This is a genomic window from Bacillus sp. FSL M7-1020, from assembly GCF_038050415.1.
Lineage (GTDB): Bacteria > Bacillota > Bacilli > Bacillales > Bacillaceae_G > Bacillus_A > Bacillus_A toyonensis.
On the sequence record NZ_JBBOTW010000001.1, the window covers coordinates 1978037 to 1995556 of the forward strand.

General features: G+C 32.4%; 23 protein-coding genes. 18 read left to right on the forward strand and 5 right to left on the reverse strand.

Translation table 11 applies throughout. The features are described 5' to 3' along the window. Positions 1 to 90: 90 nt before the first annotated feature. Entirely contained in the window at positions 91 to 753 is a 663-nt protein-coding gene (locus tag MHB70_RS10135; RefSeq protein ID WP_000101503.1) for a hypothetical protein, read from the forward strand. Between the two features lie 4 nt (positions 754 to 757). On the opposite strand, the gene MHB70_RS10140 is transcribed toward MHB70_RS10135, so the two are convergent. Next, entirely contained in the window at positions 758 to 913 is a 156-nt protein-coding gene (locus MHB70_RS10140) for a DUF3930 family protein (protein WP_000456536.1), read from the reverse strand. Positions 914 to 1063: 150 nt separating this feature from the next. Here MHB70_RS10140 and MHB70_RS10145 point away from each other — a divergent pair, with 150 nt between their 5' ends. From MHB70_RS10145 to MHB70_RS10165, 5 genes are all read left to right on the forward strand, one after another. Next, entirely contained in the window at positions 1064 to 1243 is a 180-nt protein-coding gene (locus tag MHB70_RS10145; RefSeq protein WP_000658452.1) for a YozD family protein, read from the forward strand. Between the two features lie 110 nt (positions 1244 to 1353). After that, positions 1354 to 1536, forward strand: coding sequence for a hypothetical protein (locus MHB70_RS10150; RefSeq protein ID WP_000473369.1), 183 nt, complete (start codon positions 1354 to 1356; stop codon positions 1534 to 1536). Beyond that, positions 1536 to 2357, forward strand: coding sequence for a serine/threonine protein kinase (locus MHB70_RS10155; protein ID WP_000871042.1), 822 nt, complete (start codon positions 1536 to 1538; stop codon positions 2355 to 2357). The genes MHB70_RS10150 and MHB70_RS10155 overlap by 1 nt, the downstream gene beginning before the upstream one ends. Continuing rightward, complete coding sequence (locus tag MHB70_RS10160; protein ID WP_000486638.1) at positions 2339 to 3094, forward strand: sporulation protein; 756 nt, start codon at positions 2339 to 2341, stop codon at positions 3092 to 3094. The genes MHB70_RS10155 and MHB70_RS10160 overlap by 19 nt, the downstream gene beginning before the upstream one ends. Before the next feature lie 77 nt (positions 3095 to 3171). Beyond that, positions 3172 to 3807, forward strand: coding sequence for a phosphatase PAP2 family protein (locus MHB70_RS10165; protein WP_002093763.1), 636 nt, complete (start codon positions 3172 to 3174; stop codon positions 3805 to 3807). Here the strand turns inward: MHB70_RS10165 and MHB70_RS10170 are convergent. Together MHB70_RS10170 and MHB70_RS10175 are read right to left on the reverse strand one after the other, a co-directional pair. Continuing rightward, positions 3797 to 4678 carry a cation diffusion facilitator family transporter gene (locus MHB70_RS10170; RefSeq protein WP_000380382.1) on the reverse strand — a complete coding sequence of 294 codons (882 nt, stop codon included), beginning with the start codon at positions 4676 to 4678 and terminating at the stop codon, positions 3797 to 3799. The genes MHB70_RS10165 and MHB70_RS10170 overlap by 11 nt on opposite strands. Before the next feature lie 629 nt (positions 4679 to 5307). Continuing rightward, positions 5308 to 5622, reverse strand: a complete 315-nt coding sequence (locus tag MHB70_RS10175; RefSeq protein WP_001206937.1) for a thioredoxin family protein — start codon at positions 5620 to 5622, stop codon at positions 5308 to 5310. Between the two features lie 636 nt (positions 5623 to 6258). On the opposite strand from MHB70_RS10175, the gene MHB70_RS10185 reads away from it, so the two are divergent. From MHB70_RS10185 to MHB70_RS10205, 5 genes are all read left to right on the forward strand, one after another. After that, the gene (locus MHB70_RS10185) at positions 6259 to 6999 is read left to right on the forward strand and encodes an N-acetylmuramoyl-L-alanine amidase (RefSeq protein WP_000135303.1); all 741 of its coding nucleotides are present in this window, start codon (positions 6259 to 6261) and stop codon (positions 6997 to 6999) included. A gap of 200 nt (positions 7000 to 7199) precedes the next feature. Beyond that, the gene (locus MHB70_RS10190; protein ID WP_002093762.1) at positions 7200 to 7478 is read left to right on the forward strand and encodes a hypothetical protein; all 279 of its coding nucleotides are present in this window, start codon (positions 7200 to 7202) and stop codon (positions 7476 to 7478) included. 414 nt (positions 7479 to 7892) lie between these two features. Beyond that, positions 7893 to 8159, forward strand: coding sequence for a DUF3947 family protein (locus MHB70_RS10195; RefSeq protein WP_000500115.1), 267 nt, complete (start codon positions 7893 to 7895; stop codon positions 8157 to 8159). 131 nt (positions 8160 to 8290) lie between these two features. Next, positions 8291 to 8827, forward strand: coding sequence for a C1q-like domain-containing protein (locus MHB70_RS10200; RefSeq protein ID WP_001278084.1), 537 nt, complete (start codon positions 8291 to 8293; stop codon positions 8825 to 8827). Positions 8828 to 8944: 117 nt separating this feature from the next. Next, positions 8945 to 9562: a hypothetical protein gene (locus tag MHB70_RS10205; protein WP_080451844.1), complete on the forward strand. Its 618-nt coding sequence runs from the start codon at positions 8945 to 8947 to the stop codon at positions 9560 to 9562. 426 nt (positions 9563 to 9988) lie between these two features. Here MHB70_RS10205 and MHB70_RS10210 read toward each other — a convergent pair whose 3' ends face one another. Next, complete coding sequence (locus MHB70_RS10210; protein WP_061529949.1) at positions 9989 to 10183, reverse strand: hypothetical protein; 195 nt, start codon at positions 10181 to 10183, stop codon at positions 9989 to 9991. A 272-nt stretch (positions 10184 to 10455) separates the two neighbouring features. Between MHB70_RS10210 and MHB70_RS10215 the strand changes: the two genes are divergently transcribed. The 5 genes from MHB70_RS10215 (at position 10456) to MHB70_RS10235 (ending at position 15335) form a co-directional block, all read left to right on the forward strand. Beyond that, on the forward strand, positions 10456 to 11052 hold the full coding sequence (locus tag MHB70_RS10215) for a hypothetical protein (protein ID WP_001157702.1): 597 nt from the start codon (positions 10456 to 10458) through the stop codon (positions 11050 to 11052). Between the two features lie 488 nt (positions 11053 to 11540). Continuing rightward, positions 11541 to 12539, forward strand: a complete 999-nt coding sequence (locus MHB70_RS10220) for a glycoside hydrolase family 25 protein (RefSeq protein ID WP_061529950.1) — start codon at positions 11541 to 11543, stop codon at positions 12537 to 12539. Positions 12540 to 12737: 198 nt separating this feature from the next. Further along, positions 12738 to 13589, forward strand: coding sequence for a peptidylprolyl isomerase PrsA (locus MHB70_RS10225; protein ID WP_000727478.1), 852 nt, complete (start codon positions 12738 to 12740; stop codon positions 13587 to 13589). 570 nt (positions 13590 to 14159) lie between these two features. Beyond that, positions 14160 to 14378, forward strand: a complete 219-nt coding sequence (locus MHB70_RS10230) for a hypothetical protein (RefSeq protein ID WP_000864289.1) — start codon at positions 14160 to 14162, stop codon at positions 14376 to 14378. A gap of 621 nt (positions 14379 to 14999) precedes the next feature. Then, complete coding sequence (locus MHB70_RS10235) at positions 15000 to 15335, forward strand: YolD-like family protein (RefSeq protein WP_033658415.1); 336 nt, start codon at positions 15000 to 15002, stop codon at positions 15333 to 15335. A 208-nt stretch (positions 15336 to 15543) separates the two neighbouring features. On the opposite strand, the gene gerPF is transcribed toward MHB70_RS10235, so the two are convergent. After that, positions 15544 to 15759, reverse strand: coding sequence for a spore germination protein GerPF (gene gerPF, locus MHB70_RS10240; RefSeq protein ID WP_001141565.1), 216 nt, complete (start codon positions 15757 to 15759; stop codon positions 15544 to 15546). A 204-nt stretch (positions 15760 to 15963) separates the two neighbouring features. On the opposite strand from gerPF, the gene MHB70_RS10245 reads away from it, so the two are divergent. Together MHB70_RS10245 and MHB70_RS10255 are read left to right on the forward strand one after the other, a co-directional pair. Beyond that, entirely contained in the window at positions 15964 to 16299 is a 336-nt protein-coding gene (locus tag MHB70_RS10245) for a hypothetical protein (RefSeq protein WP_001066863.1), read from the forward strand. A 361-nt stretch (positions 16300 to 16660) separates the two neighbouring features. After that, a complete protein-coding gene (locus MHB70_RS10255) occupies positions 16661 to 17389 on the forward strand; it encodes an SDR family oxidoreductase (protein WP_000238413.1) in 729 nt (242 codons plus the stop codon). Positions 17390 to 17520 lie beyond the last annotated feature (131 nt).

Below are 17520 nucleotides of genomic sequence, written 5' to 3' on the forward strand. Positions count from 1 at the left end.
TTATGAATATAAGCTTCTGTGATAAGCGTTTTTAAGTAGGTTGCATATACTGTTATCAAAATCACGACGTCAAAAAAAGGAGAGATAGAGATGGCAAGAAAAAAACAACCTAAATACAACGTAGGGGACATAGTCGTGATTACGCTATATGGAACCGTTGGTAAAATCACAAATATGAAAGTTTTAGATGGGGTTTATGTATACGAAGTCAATAATCACGATGGATTTTATGTAGAACAAACATTGCAGCACGTTACAGAGCAAGAAATGAAAAAGGGCGATACGGAGTGGATTGAATTAAATTATAATTTCACCTTTGGTGATCTCGTGCAAGTGACTGGATATGATAAAGATGTTTTCCGTATTGTTGGTTTTCGTACAGAGGTATGGAGATACAAAAATGACGCATGGGAAGATACGATATATGAGTTATCACGAATTACGGATGGTGAATGGTTAGAAGCGGATGAATCAGATTTAACTTTACTTGCCAATGCTCAAACGGCAAATGCAATTTTGAAGAAAATGAAACAAGATAAAGCCGGCATGAATAAATTGGATTTAGGAAAATTAAAGTCAATTAACAACTCGAAAAAAGTGAGTGTTAAGACAAATCGTCAAGAAATCATAGATGGGTTACTTGATATTTATAACGATTATCAATTGTTATTTGATACATTTAAAGATGAAGAATATAAAATTGTTATGGATGTTGTTCATAATTATTTAGTTAAATTGACAGAGAAAAAATAGTTAACTAGACAGAGAGAATAAATTGAACAACAACATATGCAGTATAAGGTATGCCTACAATTATTAAAAAAATAAAAAGCCATTTAATAAGAGAGTCTGCCCATTGATCTTCATGCATGAACTCTTCTTTTGTTTGTTCTACTTCGTATTGGTATTCCATTATTATTTCCCCCTTTTGGATAGCTTGTACTACCATCGTATGCACCTCGTCCAAATGATATGACCTATAAAAAAAGAAAAACTATTTTTCTAATCTCATATACATAATTTTGAGATTTTTTCATAAAACAGAAATAAAGGAGTGATGCTCATGAAGGAAATTGAAGTCGTAATTGATACGGAAGAGATTGCGGAGTTTTTTTATGAGCAACTAATTGAAAGGGGATACGTCCCAAAGCGAGAGGAAATTGAAGATCTCGCAGATATTACATTCGAGTATTTATTAGAGAAATGCATGATTGACGAAGTTTTTGATGAAGAGGAAGATTGAAAGTAACGGCGGGCTAAACTCGTCGTTTTTTACTCTTTACAAACTTGTCACAAATGTGCTTATAAATTATTGGTATAATTAAGAGAAAATTTTACTAAAGAGGTGAAGGGATGTTCAAAAAAATTATTGATTCTTTATTAGGAAAGAAAAAAAATCGTTCGTATTCGAGTAGTGATTATCGTCATAGAGGGCGCTCTTATTCAAGTAGTGACTATAAGCGACGTTCTTCTGGTTATGGACACCAACATTATAAAAGAAAACGTAAAAGCCGTAGCTTCTTTTCAAGTAGCTGATGAAATGGCATCGTGTACTAGCTTTATTTGATAGACCACTGCGAAAAAATACAATTGTAGCAGAACGTTATAAAATTGAATCAGTAATTGGAATGGGCAGTTATGGGGTTACATATGTCGTTAATGATTTACAAATAAATAGATATAAAGTCTTAAAACAGTTAAGACAAAGTAAACAAAGATATGAGTCTGGTAGAAAATCATTTGAGCAAGAGAAAATGATTTTACAAACATTGAATCATCAAGCAATTCCTAGTTTCTATGATCAGTTCTTATGGGAGAAAAAAAGCTTTTTTGTGATGGAATATATGCCTGGTGAAAATTTTGAAGATTATATTTTCTCAGATGGGCGTGTATATAAAGAACGTGAAGTTTTTGAAATTTTATATGAAATATTAGGAATTGTTTCAGTTTTTCATAGTAAAGGTATTATTCACCGAGATTTACGTATTCCGAACATATTAATGAAAGAAAATCAAATTAGTATTATTGATTTTGGATTAGCTAAATATAAAGGTGAGGATGATGAGCGAGCTACAACGTATGAAGGTGAACAAGCTTTGATGCGAGAAGTTCACTTTCGTAGCGATTTTTATGCGCTTGGCCATTTCTCGTTATTTTTATTATATGCAGGATATGAATCTATTGAAAAACATGAAAAGCCATGGTATGAAGAGTTAACTTTGAAAAATGATAATCGTGAAATATTGATGCGAATGTTACAAATAAAAACACCGTACTATGAGAATGTACAAGATTTAAAAAAAGATATAGCTTTTGCTTTAGAAAGGATGGAGACTCCATGTTTCAAAAGTTTTTAGCGAGTGTTGGCATTGGTAGTGCAAAAGTAGATACTGTTCTTGAAAAAGAGGAGTATGTAGTTGGAGAAACGATAGTAGGGAAGGTTCGTATAACTGGGGGATCAGTTAGCCAACAAATTGAAAGCATTTACTTAACGTTATCTACATCATATGTAAGAGAAGTGGATGATAAAAAAGTAACAGCAACGTTTGACTTAGAGCGAGTTCGTTTAACAGATCCATTTTCTGTAGAGCCAAATGAAAAGAAAGAAATTCCATTTTCATTTAAGATGCCAATTGAAGCACCACTAACACTTGGAATGAAAACGGTTTGGGTTCATACAGGCCTTGATATTAAAAATAGTATTGATCCAAGTGACCGTGATTACATTCAAGTGTTGCCAAATGCACTATTGAACAGTGTATTAGAGAGTGTAAATCAATTAGGTTTTAAAGCGCGTCATATAGAATGCGAAGAATTACCATATCGATTACGTAAGCAAGTACCATTCGCACAAGAGTTTGAGTTTATTCCTGTTTCAGGACAGTATTATGGGAAATTAGATGAATTAGAATTATTAATCTTGCCAAGTTCCCACGATCGGTTAGAAATCATTATGGAAGTAGATAGAAAATCACGTGGATTGGCAGGTTTATTTGCAGAAGCACTTGATCTGGATGAGAAGGTTATTCGCTTTACAGTAACGAATGAAGATATCCCAACGATGCAGCAAAAAATTAACAATTATATTTTTTAATAAACTATGCATAAAAAAGAAATGGAGAGGAAAACTAAAACAACCGCTCCATTTTTTTGCATAGTGAGGTTATGTATGTGAAACGATATCGACATTTATACTTGTTAAGCTTTACTCTACTCATTTGTTTTGTCGCACTATCACTTTCGTATCATACCGCTTGTATTGAGAAATTTGACAATATAGTTGCACACTTTATTCAAAGTTTTCGAAACGATTATTTGACAACCTATTTTACTTGGGTGTCCTTTATCGGTTCCAAAAGAATATATTTTCCGTTACTCATTATTCTTGTAATGTATTTTCTCGTTAGAAAAAAGTTGCTTAGTGCATTACTTCTAACAATTAATTACTACGGATCTCGTTATTTAAACAGTATGCTTAAACTATGGTATGAACGGGCAAGACCTGATGTAACGCAGCTTGTTACTGCAACTGGATATAGTTTTCCGAGCGGTCATACGATGAATGCTACTGCTTTTTTAGGATTTATTGCATACGTCACAATTACTGAAGAGCGTATTTCATTGCATAAAAAACTGTTGATTATTCTTATAGCAAGCTTTGTTGTATTATCTATTTCAGTTAGCCGAATATATCTTGGCGTGCATTTTCCATCTGACATATTAGCAGGATGGGCAGCTGGCGGTAGCTGGCTCGTTTTATGTGTTATATTTCATAAAGCGTTTATAAAAAAAGAACCTATGTCATAATAGGTTCTTTTTCCATTGGTTCAACATGAATGTGGGCATGGTAAATTCCGAATTTTTTTCGAAGCATGGCTTCGATGTTGTCAGTAATACAGTGACTTTCTCCAACATCCATACGAGCGTCTACCTCGATTGTAATATCAACGTACGTTTGATTCCCGTACATACGCGCTCGAATATCTACAATGTTTTCCACACCAGAAATATGCTCAATAGCATCAGCATATTCTTCCATTTTATTAGGATCAATGCCATCTGTTAGCATATGAGAAGCTTCTACGAAAATTTCCCATGCAGTTTTACAAATAATAAGGCCGACAATTAGAGCGGCAATAGGATCTAAAATAGGCATTTGGAACTGTGAGCCGACAATGCCTACAACTGTACCAATACTTACGAGCGCATCTGATAAATTATCCTTTGCGGCAGCTTCTAATGATTTACTCTTTGTTCGAATTGCAATCTTTTTCGTATACCTAAATACACAGTACATAACGACAGCAGAAAATAAAGCTACCCATGCAGCAAGTACATTGGGCGCAGCTTGTTTCGGATTTAAAAATGATTGAATGGCACTAATAACAACTTCTAATCCGACCGTTGCCATAATGAAAGAAGCAACAAGCGAAGCTATTTGTTCTGCACGCGAATGCCCATATGGATGATCTGGATCTCGAGGTTTACGAGAAATTTTTAAACCGATTAATATTGCTAAAGAGGCACCAATATCCGTTAAGTTATTCAAACCGTCAGCACGTAATGCGCTAGAGAGGGTAATATAACTGATGATAATTTTCATAGAGGATAAAAATATGTAGGCCATAATGCTGACAATAGCACCTTTATCAGCTTCTTTATGAGAAAGAGTATCCATTTTAATCACGCACCTTTCTTTAAAGGAATTTCTTTCTATACATAGAGTATCAAATGAAACTCGTGTGGGTCTATACAAACATTGTTGACACTTTATAGCTTTTTAAGTAGGGGGTAACAATGTTTCGTTAAGGAAAAATATGTTGAAAAGTACAAAGTGAGGGTATGAATATAATTGGGAATCATTCACAATGAAAGGGATACGATGGTAGGTGGATGTAGAAACGAATACTTTTCTTACTATGTATTTTTCTAATAATGACTGGATGTAATTCATCAAATGATGAAATTGTGAAGAAGTATTATATTTCTAAATGATCAATATCTACATGTAAAGGATACGGTGGATTAAATGAAAGATATGTAATGAACATAGAAAACAAACAAATAATCAATGGGGTTCATAATTTTTGGATTGAAATGAAAAAACAAAAGGAAAGTGGCGAAATACGACAATACGATATATTAATTACATATGAAAGTGGTGATACGAACGTATACATCTATACTTAGGGGATGAAGGGGGAAAGGAGTGTAATTATATACATTGGTCATGAAGAAAGAGCTACGACAATAATTGTGAAAAAAGATGAAAATCCTCTGAAAAATATTTTTCAGAGGATTTTCATCTTAGTATGCTTCTAAAAACTCAGTAACTTGCTCTTCAGTTTTTGCATTAGCACTATGTAAGTGGCCTAGCTTCTCGCCATTTTGATATACAAGTAAACTTGGAATACCCATTACTTGATACTCTTCAGCGATACTTGGGAACTCATCTTTATTAATAGAATACCATTCAAACTTATTGAACTCTTCCATTACCTCTCCGATAAAGTTGTCCATGCGTACACAATCTGGGCACCATGTAGTAAAGAACTTAACAACTACTGGCTCCTCACTTGCGATGATGTCTTTGAATTCTTTTTCAGACTTGATTTCTCTCATGTTTTTGACTCCTCTCAATGTTACACGGATAAGCTAGTATTTGTATGCGAAATCCGTAATTGCAAACATTAGTATTTTTGAAATAGATTGTTTGCAAAATCTTCGACTGCTTTTTCTTGTAGGTCTGGTACAACTTGTGAGTAGGTGTCTAATGTGTTGCCTACTCTTTCATGTCCTAATCATTCGCTTACGATCTTTAGTTAAATACATTATTGCAACATTAATGTTAAGGGATTGCTTTAGATTATGAAACCGAATATCAGGAACCTCACTTTTCTTTATAAGCTTTTTCTTCATTTTTTGCAAGTAGCTGGGATGGCATGATTAGAAATTTCTTTAGATATTTATGGGGAAGTATCGTTAATAGAGTGACATTAAAACTAAATGGACTAGATAATTAGAAAGTGAGAGTGATTCATAATGAATTTTTCAAAAGAGAATACAAAAAAGATTCCGTAACTGAAAAAATGGGTTGCGGTTTTTTCTTTACTTGAATTTTATTATATTAAATTCGGTATGCGAAAAGATTTTAGATGAATTAGCGCCTTATTTGTCTGCACTTGGTATGGACTTAGGTATATGGACAGACCATGAGGAAATCTCTGAATATACTAATAAAAAAGGAGATGTTGAGTAATGGCGCGTTATAGTTTACATGGAGGACACAATAGTATTGTACAAGGGGCTAACTGGGGAAATCGGAAAGAGCATGTTTTGGATCGTCAAGTTAAAGATGCGGTTGCGGCCAAGTTAAAAGCTTTAGGACACACAGTCTATGATGATACGGACGAAGTAGGAAGCACTCAAGCTCAAAATTTAAATAATATTATTCGTAATAGTAATTCACATGTTGTAGATTTAGCTATTGCTTTTCACCTTAATGCAAGTGATGGGACTGGGCAGGGTGTTGAAGTGCTGTATTATGATCAGAATGAACTAGCATCTAAAATTTCAGCTCAACTAGCAAAAGATATTGGATGGCGTGATCGTGGTGCGAAACAACGTAAAGATTTAGCAGTATTGAATGGGACTAAAGCACCAGCTATTCTTATCGAATTAGGATTCATTGATAATGATTCCGATATGGCAAAATGGGATGTTGATAAAATCGCTAATTCAATCGTTTTTGCTTTAACTGGACAATCTGGTGGAGGTAGCCAACCACCTCAAAAACGTAATATTGTCGAAGTTGGTGGAATAGGTAAAGAAAACTTGGCTGAATTAGTAAGTGCTTTAAACTCAGTTAAGATGACAGGTAACTTAATTCTTAGAAGTGATGGCTATGTTTATCCTGTAACTGATCCAACTAGCGATACTCAATTAAAAGCATTCACTGATTATCTTGACCGTAAAGGCTGGGCATATACTGTTAAGTAAACATACTATGTAAATACAAATAAGCCTATGTAAAGCGAAAAAAAGAGGCCTACTCGTATGATGAGTAGGCTGCTTTTTTATTTTATAAAATAAATTAATTTGAATAGAGGTTTTCCTCAAGCATTTATTAAAGCTACGAATATTTATAAGAATATGAGTATGGAAACAGGTCTAATTTTGGAATAGCGGAGGAGATTGTTGTGGACATAACTCAAAGTGTGGCAAGAATAGTGGTAAATGGGAAAGACCTTCCGTTCACTGCAGTTCAAACTTCTGCGTGGAATAATGGTCCTGTATATGATGTAACTGTTTCAACAAAGCAGAGAGTGAACGAGCTTTATCAATTTATGTGGTCACAGGTACCAGTTACACTTACGATGTATTTTCTTCAAGGAGCAGACTTAATGCGATTTGTAAGGATTACTGGGATTAATGAAAGTGTAACGGGAGAATATATATATCATTTCTCTTGGGGATAAAAGCAATTTAAAGTAGCCTAAAAGCTACTTTTTTATTTTGTTAAGGAATTATCGGAAAATCGTGAATGAAAAGTCCCTCCAAAATATATGAAGTGACTTTTCATTCACAAATACTAATAAATTAAGAATGTATGAAAAAGGTTGTAAGTTCACCTATATAAGGAGGGCTGATAGAGCTAGCCACATATAGTTTTTTATTTGAGGTACATTTATTTTTGGATCATAAAATCACCTTTAATAGTTAAAGTATTATTAGCAGATGAAGCTTGGAAGTGAAATAGGAAATTAGGAGGGCAATAGAAACGTTTAAAATGAAAAACGTGCTAAAGGCTAGTAGACTAGCTCTTAGCACTCACTGAAATAATTATACATAACATACTTTGTAATAACTTATTCGAAAGTGAGTTGAAATTAATGTTTTATTCATATGTGGATTCTCAAGTTGGCATACGACCAGCGTATGGTACGGCTATAACGTATAGCGGGGCACAAAGTACAGTTCAAGCTGTTCAACAAGCATTGCAAATGCAACAACAAATGCAAATGCAACAACAAATGCAAATGCAGCAAGGTATACAACCGTATTATTCCTCAATGGAGTATTTTTACCCAACGCAACATTTTACACCATATGGAATTGCTTTTACTTCAATTCCATATGGAACAGTATTCAATTTATAAATATAGAGGAATAAAATGAATACAAAAGGGTGCAAGTAAAAAGCACCCTTTTAAAAATAAGAATAGCTAGTCCAAACCTCTCTAATCAATCTTGCATAATATGTAGTAATAAGCTTGAAAGGGGAACGAGTATGTCCTGTTATTACTACTGTAAGTATTGTAAGGATTATAAAAAGAAGCAACATGATTGTCGTAATAACACTAGTAAGTGTCATGCCAACAAGGATAACCTTGTTAGGGCATCAGCATTTAGAGCTAGAAATACTGTAAATCAAAATGTTCCTGCTAATACTTTTGTGAAAGTGTCATTCCAAAATGAACAATTTGATTTAGCAAATGAGTATAATCCAGCAACGTCTATTTTTATGCCGAAGACGAAAGGCGTATATTCTATTATTGGAACGATTGGTTTCTTTCCAAACGATACAAATTTAAATTATAGAGCTCGTGTAGAAATTCGTGTGAATGGAAATGCAGCAATAGCTATAGATAATGACTTTTTTGGTCCAATAGGTTTTGGAAATGTTGTAAGTGTTTCAACAATCATTCAATTGAATGCAGGAGATACAGTTGAGATTTATGCACAAAGTAGTATAGATGGTGTTTTAAGCCCCTTAGAAGATGGTTCGCACTTTGAAGCGGCAAGATTTCCGTCTCCTACTAAATAAAGTAGGTAATTTAAAAATGAATAGAAGTTTAATAATAGATCCTCACCAAACAGGTGGGGATTCATTTTTTTATTAATAATAGTAACTGCTCATCCAAGCTTTTCTAATCAATTTTGCATAGTATGTAATAATAAATTTAAAGGGGGACTTACTACGTCTTATTATTACTGTAAGTATTGTAACGAGTACAAAAAGAAGAGTCATGATTGTTATAGGAAAAGTAGTCAATGTGATGGGAAGTATGTAAAAGTAAATTGTTGTGGTAATAAGAAAGAGGAGCTTGTAAGAGCGTCGGCATTTAGAGCTGTGAATACAGTTAATCAACCTATTCTGGCAAATACGTCTGTTAAAGTGTTATTTCAAAATGAACAATTTGATTTAGCAAATGAATATAATCCAGTAACATCCACTTTTATGCCTAAGACTAGAGGGGTGTATAGTGTATTAGGGAATATAACATTCTCACCAAATGATATTAATGTGAATTACAGAGCTAGAGTAGAAATTCGTGTAAATGGAAATACAGCAATAGCTATAGATAATGATTACTTTGGGACAGGGGTATTTTTTAATAATGATGTTTCAGTCACTTCTATTCTTCAATTAGAAGCAGGGGATGTAGTTGGAATTTTCGCAGAAAGTAGTATTGATGGCGTTATTGTACAAAACGTTAATGGTTTAAATACTGTTCATTTTGAAGCGGCAAGGTTTCCTTCTCCAATTGAATGGAGCTGATAAGTAGATGTTTTATAGAAAGTTTGTTAAGACCCTCACTAAATAGTGTGGGCTTTTTATTGTTTTTCTAAAATATATAAGCAATCAGATTTAATTTCGTTTATTATATGAGTGTTTTATGAATTAGATATAATAGAAGAGAAATGAATGGTAATAGTGAGAGTATAATATATAGAAGGTTATTGTCGAATCCACACGATGGATATAAAAAAAGAGCATACATAAAAAGTATGCTCAAAAGAAAGATAGGTTTTATGAGTGGATAATCTCCATAGGATAATATATGCGTGTTTAATGAAAATGTGTAAAGAATCAATAAATTATCAATGGAATATCATGAAATGAGTAATTTTAGTTTAGGGATGTAGTTGTTTTCTTTCGAAATAATCTAGGTAACAAAGTTGTGAAAATCGTGCATGATGGGGACTAACAATGGGATAATGATTGTACTTCAGTTACATATTTCTTAAAGGTTGGATATTGCGTGATAGTTTGGCATTTAGGGGTGAGTAGTTGATTAATTATAGAAACATTTGTAATTACTTCGTTACAAGGACCGAAAAATGTAACTTTTAGTTTTGAATTCGGTGGAACTTTGAACACGATAGGTTCTTTTTTCATGAAATCAGCTCCTAATATTCCACATTATATGTGCTTCACCTTTTGATTTAAATGATTATTAAGGTGTATTTATATAATATGAAATCTTTGTTAAGTTGATTATAATATAGAACCTCATTGTCGTATAAGTACATAAACATGTGGGGAAAAGCGGAGAATACTCTATGAAATGTATAATTAATATAATATGAAAAATGATTTGATTATCTAATGCATTTTATGTCCTGATACATATTACGGTAGTAAGAATAGTATGAGGAGGTAATAAAAGAATGCAAGAAAATGTACAAGCTCAGCCACAGCTTTCACCACCGTGGATCACACATTTTAATGAACTAAGAAATTCAATTGGTGCTGATCCAACAGTTACAGTGGGGCCACTTATTCCGGTTGGCGGGAATTATATTATTTTAGTGCATGCGTTAAGTAATGAAAAAGCGAGAGCATTAGCAACGCTTCTAAAATCTTCTGTACAATTTGGAAATGTAAGTGTAACGGTTATTGTAACGAATAATGAAAATGAAATTGTAAATCCATTTCCTTGTCCACTAGATGCATTTGAAATTGCGCATTTATTTCAAGTAGCGTTAGAGAATAATCCTTATTTTGAACAAGTTGTGGTACAACCTCAGTTCCCTGGTGGAGTGAATGTTGTATTTCCAGTTTTTAAAGCGGAAGTGATTCAATTTTTTAATGATGATATTTCAAATCTATGTCAAACGTTTACAGGTGTTGCTGCAAATGTGTTTCGTGATGTAATGCAGGATGATGTTTGTGATATCCCAATATTATTTTCCACAAGTTGCGTTATGAACAGTGAAAATCCACAATTACAAAATAAAGATTTAGAACCAAAGTTGTTTTATTAAGATGCAAAAAGACATTTTCAAAAATCGGAAATGTCTTTTTTTATGTATTAATATTATTTTGTACCAAAATTTATTGCTGGCAATCAGTGGTAAAATGTAAAAAAATTATAGTTTTACTCAATTTTAAATAGGCTGGATAGCGTATGGAATTGTTGATTACAGATAGAAATGAAATAAACAATGAGTGCTAGGCTAGACTATTATAAAAAGATAGTTCACATATAGGGGTTTTCTACGTACAAGCAAATAAACATAGGACATATAGAAGATTTTATATTATCAACAGAAAAATCATTTTTAAATAAATTGATATTTTCACGCCTAATTATATGAGTTAGAGGAGAGATTGAAAGAAGTAGTTTTAAAGATTATATATTTCAAAAAATAAAGATTTCTTCTTATTTATATTATAGATAGATAGTAATAGATATATGTGGATTACGCTAAAACAAGCTTTGAATATGATAATAAAAAGGAGTTGAATTGTAATGGGTTACATTGTTGATATTTCAAAGTGGAATGGAACTATTAATTGGGAAATTGCAGCGCCTCAACTAGATTTAGTTATTGCTAGAGTGCAAGATGGTTCAAATACGGTGGATTTTATGTATCAAAATTATGTGAATGCAATGAAGAAGCATAGTGTTCCGTTTGGTAATTATGCATTTTGTCGTTTTATTTCTATTGCAGATGCAAAGAAAGAGGCACAAGATTTTTGGAATCGTGGCGATAAGTCTGCTGCGTTTTGGGTGGCGGATGTTGAAGTACAAACGATGGTAGATATGCAAGGCGGGACACAAGTATTTATAGATGAATTACGTCGTTTAGGTGCGAAAAAAGTAGGTTTATATGTTGGGCATCACACGTATGTATCGTTTGGAGCGCGTAATATTGATGCTGATTTTGTATGGATTCCTCGTTATGGAGGGAATAAGCCGGCGTATCCGTGTGATATTTGGCAATATACGGATTCGGGGAATGTTCCTGGGATCGGGAAATGTGATTTGAATCAATTAATAGGAAATAAGTCACTTTCCTGGTTTATAGATTCGAATCAAGAAAATCAATCTAATGTAGTGGATTTGCAGCAATCAAGTGGTATTGGTATTGCAGTTTCAAAATATCCTGATGGATACGGCATAAATTTATATGAAAATCCTGTGAACCCCCAGTATACAGGTGCAATCACTAAGAAAATCCCGCATTTAATTTTAAACAGTTATTGGGGAGGCGGCGATAAAGATATGATTTGCTTAGGGAATGATAAGCAGTGGGTATATTTAAACCATTTTGATGTGAGATGGTATTATGCTTCTTCAAAATATCCTGTCGGGTACGGAGTGAATTATTATGGAGAGCCTGAATGTATTAATTATAAAGGAAATATAGATGGATCAACATCTTACCGTGTGTGGGGAAGAGTAAAAAATGCGGTAGATATCGGACAAAGTAGTTGGATACCGGAAAAACATTTAATCATTAAGTAACCTTAGTCGTTAAATGTTTTTGAGGCATTCGTAAAGAGTCTTCTCATTAATAAATAGTGAGAAGATTTTTCATATTTGTGTATAAAAAATATGATACATATTTGATTCAAATGAAATGAATTACATATGGAAAACACACTGTTTTCACAATAACGGTGTATAGTTACGTTGCATAATAATAAAAGTGAGGTATTTGAATTGAAAAAGAAAAAGCTATTTTTGGGAACAATTATTTCATGCGTGGTACTCGCATTATCTGCATGTGGTTCCTCAGACAACGTAGTAACATCAAAAGTAGGAAATGTTACAGAGAAAGAGTTAAGTAAAGAATTAAAACAAAAATATGGAGAAAGTACATTATATCAAATGGTATTAAGTAAGGCGCTGCTAGATAAATATAAAGTTTCAGATGAGGAAGCAACAAAACAAGTAAAAGAAGCAAAAGATAAAATGGGTGACAATTTTAAAGAGACTTTAGAAAAACTTGGGTTAAAAAACGAAGATGAATTAAAAGAAAAAATGAAACCAGAAATTGCATTTGAAAAAGCGATTAAAGCGACTGTCACAGAAAAAGATGTAAAAGATAACTATAAACCAGAAATGAAGGTAAGTCATATTTTAGTAAAAGATGAAAAAACCGCTAAAGAAGTAAAAGAGAAAGTGAATAATGGTGAAGATTTTGCCGCTTTAGCGAAGCAGTACTCAGAAGATACTGGTTCAAAGGAACAGGGCGGGGAAATAGCTGGTTTTGGCCCTGGGCAAACTGTTAAAGAATTTGAGGAAGCTGCGTATAAATTAAATGCAGGACAAGTAAGTGAACCAGTTAAAACATCTTACGGTTACCATATTATTAAAGTGACCGATAAAAAAGAGTTGAAACCATTTGAAGAAGTGAAGGATAAGATCCGTAAAGATTTAGAACAACAAAGATTACAAGATACGACAGGTAAATGGAAACAGCAAGTAGTCAATGATTTATTAAAAGATGCTGATATTAAGGTGAATGATAAAGAATATAAAGAGACATTTAAATTTCTAGAAAAGAAATAATACGAATAAAAAAACAGAAATGTAGCATTTTGCTAGACTTCTGTTTTTTGTTTTTTTGAAAAAAGAATGCAGACTTCTTCGGTAAACACAATCATACTAGAATGATTCGGATAAGTAAAAAACAAAAAACTAAATAAAATAAAATTTTTAAAGGTAAAACTCTAGAAGTATTATGTAACTTGAATTAGAAAAGGGAACTCATATTGAGTTCCCTTTTCTAATTAGTGTGTGTGTTATAAAAAAGATAGTAAGACAATATAATATTACATTTAAATATTAAGAATTACAATGGAAAATTGTAGGAAAATGAAATTGGAAATAATAATCGTTTTAAAAAATGTTGATATAGTAATGTTTTGATTATTTTATTACATATAAATTAAGTATATAAATTTTTATAGTGGATCAACATAATTTGAAGAATAGTACATATAATATTTTTGAATAAACATTTGCAATATTATAGGAAGTGAAAAGTTGAGCATTCTATTAAAAAGGATGTTCTTTTTGTTATGAATATTTCTAAATGTATTATTTACTAGATGAATAAATGAAAGTGAGGGAGAATATATGAAAGTGATTTTTCAAAGAGAAGACGGAGGGAAAGTTTTTGAATCGAATGATGAAAATATAAGTGATTTATTAGCTATATTAAAAGAAACGAAAGGGATTAAAATTGGGATGGTTGAGTATGAAGTGTTAAAATATGAAATAGAGTATTTTCGTCATCCGAAAAGAGGAGAAACGGAGAGAGAGTTACATATAACCATACATCCTAAATATATGTAATGAATGGTAGCGATATCAAACTATTATGAAAGCAAAGGAGTATTTGATATTGTAATATGATATGTACGAAAAGAGAGTGTGGAAATCGCCCTCTTTTCACAGAAAACCTATAAGGAATAAATTGAATTACATTATAAATTTCTTAAATTTTGTGAGTTCGTTCATTATAATGTATGTTTGCGTTTAAGAATGGTTCATGCAAAAAAATAAAGGTTTGTAGTGTAGGCAGGGATTTTATATTCGATTAAACGAATATAATGTTGTAGTTTGTTGACGAATAATAAATGAAACTTTCATTCAGAAAGAAAGCTAGTCAAGATAAAAAAATAAAGTTGAAAATATAACGTATTAGAAAAAACGATTTCACTTTATGTGAAATCGTTTTTTATTCGCTAAATGTGTTTCAATGTGTAGAGAGTGAAAAGTTTGTTTTAAGGGAAAAAAATATAAATATGCTCCTTCTCAAAAGAACGTAGGTTCGTGTATAATTAGAACGAATGTTCTTTTTTTGGTGCAGACCTTATACAATTTAGAAATAAATACGAACTTAGTAATTACTAAAAATGATGGAGTAACAGTATGTGTGAAATAGAGTGGATAAATGATCAAGGAGATAAAGAAATGAATCATGTAAAGAGGCAGAAAGAAGAAAGAGAGTGGGTTCCATTTACAGTAATGTCGGAACAATTGTTAAGTATGAGAAAGGTTATTGGTGAGAAATTAAAAGTGCAAAGGCCGATAGTAACAAATGAAGAAAAAGAAAGAATTTCTGATAAATTGCTAACGGCATTATTGTCTGAGCAAGAAATATTGGTGACATATTTTGAAGATGGCTACATACTTACAAGTTATATGACAGTCGTTCATATAGACCCGGTAAGGCAGATTATAATGTGCACAGACGCATTTTATAAAACTCACGTAATGAGTTTTACAGATGTAATTGAAATAATGTAATAGAAGCTGAACTTTAATATCCAGCTTCTATTATTTCTGATAGATGGAAGAAATAATGCGAAATAGCAGCTAGCTTCATGCTAACTGCTAAGCCCCAGGGAAAGGGAGAAAAAGATAGGGTACTCCAACATTCAATAATAGCTGTGAAACAGCCTGATTATAGTATAGACAAATTTAAAATTCCTATACAGAAAGATGAAAAATAGGGTTAGGCTGTACCCACTTGATTTTGATCTGCAAGGTCCGAATCAAACGTATTAGTCGCACTAACACCGTTAAAAGTATTAACAACAAAACCAACGTTTGATGCGCCAGATCCATTGTAAGCTTTCGTATTTTCTTTCGGAGAAACGTTGTAGAAATCACCTAAGTTAAATGATCCGTTACTATTTTGTACAACTAAATTCCCTACAACTGAGGGCATAATTTTCACCTGCTTTATAATGAATTGTTAACATTACTATATGGGAGTAAAGTCCAAATGGTTCATGTAACAAAAATTGTGGAATAGTAAAACGTTTCAAGCGTGGCTTTCAATAAAAGTGTGTTAAACTTAATATGAGTTGGATAATAAAAAAGAAATAATTTGTATAATTAATATATACGAAAACAAAGGAGGCAAAATGTTATGAATAACGTTATAAAAAAAGTAGATTTATCAGATGCAAAATCAAGTAATCTTGTTGCGCTTATTTATAGCAATGAAGTTATATTGATTGAAAACGCATTTTGTCCAAATGAAATAAAATTAAAGTTTAATGAGATTGCAATTTTATCTGCAATTAAAACAGCTCATATTGCAAAAGTGTCCATCAGAAAAGAACTTGAAGCGCTTTTTCATGATACAGGAGTATTACTGGTGAAACAAAGTGCTGAAGTTGGTAGCAGTCAATCTATAACAATGCATTTTGAGCAGTTCAAAAAATTACAATATGAAATTGAGCTTTTAAATAAAAGTATGTAATCAGGCTAGTTGAAGATTTTTTCACAAAAGTGGACTGTGTTATGTTGAAAAGTGGATTGGAAATTATTTGGATGAATCGCACTATAAACATAAATATAGTTTTATGAAAATGCAGGGTAATGAGGATTTTCAAGCTGGTAAATTAGGTACAGTTTATATGTATCAATGTAAAAATGCGGGAAAGAAAAGTTGCAATTTAAAAATTAATAATGAAATAAACAACGAATTTTTAAATATGTAAACGGGAGTAACCATTATGGTTACTCTTTTGTTTATGTGTGCAATATTAAAAATACTTCTAAAGTATGAAGTGTTTTTAATACTTTAGTAAATAGATAAATGAAGGTTAAAGGAGTAAAATATGGTAAAGGGAGGCGAGGGATTGAAGCGAAATGACATTAGGAAACTCGTAATTATTACAGGAGTGACGCAAGGATTAGGACGCGCGATGGTTGATCGATTTCATGAATTGGGATGGAACATATGTGGATGTGGACGTTCAAAAGATAAAATTGAAGAACTAAAAAAACAATACGGTAATACACATGATTTTCAAATAATTGATGTTTCAGATTCGCAGCAAGTTAGTAGTTGGGCAAATGATATCCTTACTAAATATCGGGCTCCCGACTTGTTAATAAATAATGCATCAATTGTGAATCAAAATGCACCAATTTGGAAAGTTACCGCTGGGGAATTTGAAAATGTAATGAATGTAAACGTGAATGGTGTAGTAAATGTAATAAGAGCATTTGTCCCAGCAATGGTAGATAGAAAAGAAGGAATTATTATTAATATGAGTTCTAGTTGGGGAAGAGAAGGTGAGGCAGATCTTGCACCATACTGTGCCTCGAAGTTTGCAATTGAAGGTATCACGAAATCTATGGCACTGGAATTGCCTGATGGTGTGGCTGTAGTTGCTTTAGATCCTGGCGGTGGTATTAGCACTCCAATGTTGCATTCATGTGCACCACAGTATGTTAATGAATCACCCACACCTGAAATGTGGTCACATAATGCGATTCGATATATATTGAATATAACAATAGATAAAAATGGAGATTCATTGACATGCCCAGCATGTGTTTAAAAATAAGTATCTATTACTCAATGTAATTTCAGTGATATACGTTTTGGCTAAAAAAGTACCTTTAAGGTACTTTTTGTATTAGTAACACATTATAGAATGCACAAAATTACATATGGAAAATAAAATATTTG